This is a genomic window from uncultured Thiodictyon sp. (assembly GCF_903828115.1).
Classification (GTDB): domain Bacteria; phylum Pseudomonadota; class Gammaproteobacteria; order Chromatiales; family Chromatiaceae; genus Thiodictyon.
This window is the reverse complement of sequence record NZ_CAIKKU010000473.1, coordinates 1-5182: the sequence shown is the minus strand read 5'-3', so window position 1 is coordinate 5182 and position 5182 is coordinate 1. Positions and strand designations below refer to the sequence as shown.

Annotated in this window: 4 protein-coding genes and 1 pseudogene; 2 read left to right on the top strand and 3 right to left on the bottom strand. The window is 70.2% G+C overall.

Annotated elements, in window-relative coordinates; genetic code table 11:
- Nucleotides 1-210 precede the first annotated feature (210 nt).
- Both QZY48_RS17405 and QZY48_RS17400 read left to right on the top strand, forming a co-directional pair.
- A complete protein-coding gene (locus tag QZY48_RS17405; RefSeq protein ID WP_295433323.1) occupies nucleotides 211-1047 on the top strand; it encodes a TOBE domain-containing protein in 837 nt (278 codons plus the stop codon).
- 474 nt (nucleotides 1048-1521) lie between these two features.
- Nucleotides 1522-3909: pseudogene (locus QZY48_RS17400) on the top strand (NACHT domain-containing protein); the annotation flags it as partial.
- A 51-nt stretch (nucleotides 3910-3960) separates the two neighbouring features.
- On the opposite strand, the gene QZY48_RS17395 reads toward QZY48_RS17400, so the two are convergent.
- The 3 genes from QZY48_RS17395 to QZY48_RS17385 all read right to left on the bottom strand — a co-directional run.
- Nucleotides 3961-4266: a nucleotidyltransferase family protein gene (locus QZY48_RS17395; protein WP_295433326.1), complete on the bottom strand. Its 306-nt coding sequence runs from the start codon at nucleotides 4264-4266 to the stop codon at nucleotides 3961-3963.
- A gap of 126 nt (nucleotides 4267-4392) precedes the next feature.
- A complete protein-coding gene (locus tag QZY48_RS17390) occupies nucleotides 4393-4869 on the bottom strand; it encodes a hypothetical protein (RefSeq protein ID WP_295433320.1) in 477 nt (158 codons plus the stop codon).
- Nucleotides 4814-5182, bottom strand: a 369-nt coding sequence (locus tag QZY48_RS17385; RefSeq protein WP_295433318.1) for a hypothetical protein, incomplete at its 5' end; no start/stop codon positions are given. The genes QZY48_RS17390 and QZY48_RS17385, both read right to left, overlap by 56 nt.

The window sequence follows — 5182 nt, the reverse complement described above, 5'->3', positions numbered from 1 at the left end:
GTTGTCGTACTCGGATTGTTCGATTACGACAACGACAACGACGCCCGGTCCGTCAGAAGGTCCGGTCGCTGTGGGATACGCATCGCGTACCCTACGGGATCGGCGTCAACACATCAGCTCTAATTGCACCCCATCCGATAGCGCAGCCGCCGCGGATCTGCGATCCTCGCGCCAGCCCCCGCCACCTCGCACCACCCGCCCCCGTCCGCAATGTCCAGCAACCCCAAGACCTCAACCAAGCCCCAACGCCAGCCCCTGCATGTCGCCGGTGAGGTTTGGCTGGACTGCAACGACGTGGCCTTCCTGGGCGAGCAGCGCATCGCACTCCTGGAGCAGATCGCCGCGCGGGGCTCCATCACCCAGGCGGCCAAGGCGCTCAAGATCAGTTACAAGGCGGCCTGGGACGCGGTGGATGCGATCAACAACCTGGCCCCGGCGCCGCTGGTGGCGACCGCCGCCGGCGGACGCGGCGGCGGCGGCGCCCGCCTCACCGACGAGGGCCGACGCCTGATCGCCGCCTACCGCACCATCGCCGCCGAGTACCGGCGTTTCCTGGACGGGATCAACGCCGCCATGGGCGACCCCGGCGCCGCCCTCGACCTGCTGCGGCGTCTCGCCATGCGCACCAGCGCGCGCAACCAGTTCATCGGCCGCATCGTCGCGGTCACCGCCCGCACCGTGGACGCCGAGGTACTGATCGAGATCCAGGGCGGGCAGCGGATCTGCGCCGGGGTGACCAACGAGAGCGTCGAGTCCTTGAACCTGCGCCCGGGGCGGACCGTGTGGGCCCTGGTCAAGGCCGTCGCGGTCGGCATCGCCCGGGAACCGGACCCGGCGGCCAGCCCCGGCACCAATTGCCTCTGCGGCCTGGTCCAGCGCATCACCCGCGGGGACGGGCCCGCGGAGGTCGTCATCGCGCTGCCCGCGGGCGTAACGGTCCGCGGGGTCATTGCCGCCGAGGTGTTGGAGCATCTGGGGCTTGCGCAAGAGGCCCCGGCCTGTGCCGTCTTTGCCGCCGCCAGCGTCATCATCGGCGTCGACAATTGAGGCGCTCACACACCGCGCGGCCAAGCTCTCCAAGCCTCTGGCGGCCCGCCAACCCTGCTTCCGCGCCGCTGGTTACTCGCGCTCGGCGCTCCCAGGCCCTGGCGCCGACGCCGCCGGCGTCCGCCCGGCACTCGGGAACGCGGCCCGCCCACCGCAGGGTGTCTGCCGCGGCTTGAACGCGGCGGCACCTCCATCCCACGACCGGCATGCGGAGGCTCCCATGGCATTCTTCCAAGGTCGCGCCCTTCTCATCGGCGTCGGCACCTACCGGCACGAGCCCAAGCTCGATGTCCCGATCAGCGCCGCCGACGCACAGGCCGTCGCCGCGGTCCTGCGCGATCCCGACTGGTCAATACCTGCCATGCGGGCGAGCTGTCGCCGACCCTCGGGCCTGGCGAGCCGACCTTCAGCGACACACCGCTGCCGGGCGCGACCGCCGCCGCACTGCTCGCAACGGGCGAGGGCAGGATCGTCATGACCGCGTGCCGTGACCAGCAGTTGTCTTACATCGGCCAGGGCGCGCTCAGCCTGTTCACCCAGGCGCTCGTCGACGGACTGCGGGGCGAGGGGACGCGCGGCAGCGGCGGCTATGTGAGCGCATTCGATCTCGATCTGCACCTGTACGACAGTGTGAAGGAGGCGGCGCAGGAGTACGGAAAGACCCAGGAACCGGAACTGACCGTATTGAAGGGCGCCGGCCCCTTTGCCGTGTCGCTGTTCCGCGGCGCAACCAGCTTGGGCGACTTCGACTCCACGGCGCCCCCGCCGGAGGGTACGGCGGTATGCGAGGTGAGCCCGGAGCGTGCGCGCTCGCGACTGCGCCAATTCCATCTGCAGATCGGCGACAGCTACCGGGCCAAGCTCAGCGGCGATGGCGCCATCGCTCAAGGCAACGGGGCCATCGCGCCCGGCAAGGGTGCCGTCCAGGTGGGCGGCAAGAACACCGGCAACATCAATACCGGCACCCAGATCGACACCCGGATCACGACCGGGGGCGGGGCGGTCATCGCCGGAGCGGTGGCGACCCGCGGCGGTCATGTCATCGGCCGGGACTATGTCGAGCACCTCACCCAGGTCGTGCAGGTCGGCGAAGACCCGGAGGAGGCCAAGTCCGTCGTTGCGCTCTATCTGCACGCCCTGGTCGCCGATCTCGCGGGCCTGCGGCTCGGCGAGATCGACCTGGGCGCGCAGGAAACCGGGCGCGAGCCGCTCCAACTCGCTGATTTCTATGTGCCACTGGACACCCGCATGTCCATCCCCAGGGGCGGGAAGCTGGGGGAATGGCTGTCGCGCGGTGACTGGGATCGTTGGCTCAACGCGCCCGAAGGGCGGGACAAGGCGCGACCGGTCTCCGCCCTCGAGGCCCTCGACCACCACCGCGAGCTGACCCTGCTCGGCAAGCCCGGCAGCGGCAAGAGCACCTTCGGCGCCAGCCTGCTGTTGGCAATGGCCCAGGCCTGGCAAGGCCATCGCGACGTGCTCGCCGGCCTGGGCGAGACCTGGACCCACGGCGGCCTGTTCCCGATCCGCGTCCTGCTCCGTCGCTTCGCCGAGCGGCTCCCGTCTGGGGATGGACCCGCCCAGGCCGGCGATCTCTGGGACTTCATCGCCGCGGACCTGCGCGCCACCGGCTATGGCATGTCCGAGCGTACGATCGAGTACGTGCAGCGGATCGCGCGCACCGGCGGGGCACTGATGCTGCTCGACGGACTCGACGAATGCGGCAGCGGCAGCGGCACAACCCAGCAACGCGTACTCGCGGCGGTGCGCGAGCTCATGCGCTCGGCTGGCCCCAAGTGCCGCTTCCTGCTCACCGCCAGACCCTACGCCTGGCCCGGCGGCCCGGATCCGCGGCAGGGCGTCTATGCCCTGGCCGACATCGGCGAGGGCCGTCTGTTGCGCGCCTTCAAGCCGTTATTGAACGACAGCCTGGACAAGGCCGCGATCGTGGTCGAGTACATCGAGAACCGCGCCGGGCTCCTGATCGGCCAGGGCGAGAAGGACGGGGAGCCTCAGTTCGCCTTCCCGCACCGCACATTCCAGGAGTTCCTCGCCGCCTGTTACCTGGCGGCCCAGGACGACTTCCCGGCCGAGTGCGCGCGTCTCGCCCGCCACGCACCGGATCACTGGCAGGTGGTCCTGGCGCTCGCCGCCCGGGTGGCCAGGACCGAGCGCGGCGCCAGCGCCGCCGACGAGCTGATCGGCGGCGCTCCTGTGGCCGAGTTGCGCAAGCGGCGGCAGCCGGAGCCGGCGGACTGGACCTGCGCGATGCTCGCGGGGCAGCAGTTGCAAGAGATCGGGCTCGTCGCCATCACGAAGCGTGAGCGTACCCGCGCCATCGCGGACCGAGTCTGCGGTTGGATCGCCGACTTGCTGCCGGTGCATCCACACGAGGGCGGACTACACGCGAGACAGCGTGCCGTTGCCGGCGACCTGCTTGCTCGCCTGGGCGACCCGCGCTTCGACCCGCGGCGCTTCTACCTGCCGGGTGACGACCTGCTCGGATTCGTGCATCTCCCGGCCGACCCGGGGTTTCGGATCGGAACGCGCAAGGCGCACGCCGAGCGCGTCCGCGAGATCGTCGGCGACGACTTCGGCGAGGCCGAGATCAACGACGAGCCCACCCCGACGGCGGACTTCTACATTGCCCGCTACCCGGTCACGGTCGCCCAATTGCAGGCATTCGTCGAGGCTAAGGGATTCGCGCTCGGCGACTCCGATGCCCTGCGCGATCCGGACAACCGACCCGCGCGCCTGGTGAACTGGCACGAAGCACTGGCGTATTGCGATTGGCTGAACGAGATGCTGGCCGAGGCGTCGACACTTGTCGGTACCACGCCCGCCCACCGCGTGCGGGAGCAAGGGTGGCAGGTCGCGCTGCCGAGCGAGTTGGAGTGGGAGAAGGCGGCGCGTTCACACCGGCTGCGCCTCGGCAAGCACCCGGGCGCGGAGCTTCGGGGGCAGATCACCGGGGGTCAGCAGATCGACGGGGACGCCCAGGATCTCTTCCAGTTGGACTTGCAGGCCGCCCAGCTCGAACAGGGTGGCACCGGGCAAGGCATCGACCAGCAGATCGAGGTCGCTGCCGTCCCGGTCGCTGCCGTCCCGGTCGGTGCCGTGCAGGACCGACCCGAAGACGCGGGGATTCGCCGTGCGGAAGCGACCCGCCGCCTCGCGGACGGCGCCGCGTTTAGGGTCGAGCGCAACCGAAGGTTTCATGGGGTCTTTCCTTCTCCAAGCTCGTTGCAGTATCGGAGAACGGGAATAGGGTTTCAAGCGCTCGCTTGAAACCTGTCGAGAACCGGCACTGCCGCGCGAGCGGCGTCGACTTGCCGGCGAGCGCCATCATCCCATCAGCACCAGGTACTGCTCGCTGTCCAATGCCTCCAGGGCGGACTGGCGGACGGGCTCGTGCCCGGCCGGGGCGTGCCCGGCCGGGGCGCCCGCGGGCGCATGACCCCCGCCAGGCTCGCGCCCTTGGGTCAGGAGCGCGGTGTAGACCGACGCGAGCTGTGCCGGTCTGCCGCTGTCCCCGGCGAACAGGGGCAGCGCGTTGGCGCGCAGGCTGAGCCAGGCCAGGTAGCCCTGGCGCAGATCGCCTGCACCGGCGCCGGGAAGGGCCGCCTGCTGGACGATGGTCTGGTAGATGTTGCCCGCGCCGGTGTTGATGGGCGCGGCGCTGTCGCCTTCCACCATCACCGCGCCTTGACCGGCGGCCTTGGCCCTGCGGCCCTGGGCGATGGCGCCGCTGCCTTCGGACTTGGCCTTAACCTTGGCGGTAGGGCGCGGTTGCTTCGGTGGCGTTTGTGTCGGGCGCGGCATGGATGGGGTGTCCTTTGCGTATGCTTCGCCAGGGGCAGGGTTGGCCTATTCTGCGGCGGGCGAGGTCGCCCGGAAAGGTCGGGGCAGCAAGAAATGGGCTGATGACCGTGAAAGTCCGGGCGGGGCCTGGTGAGAGCGGCTTCAGCCGCGACGCGACCTCGCAGGCTGCCGGGGCCTCGTCGCGGCTAACGGTCATGGCACCCGCGCCACCCCGGAACATGAAAGTCCTCTCGACCGCTAGCTCGATGGCCAGCGTGCGGGGCGGCGTAGTCAGGGCTTCCAGCCCTGACTGTTCCAGCCCCGACACCGTCAG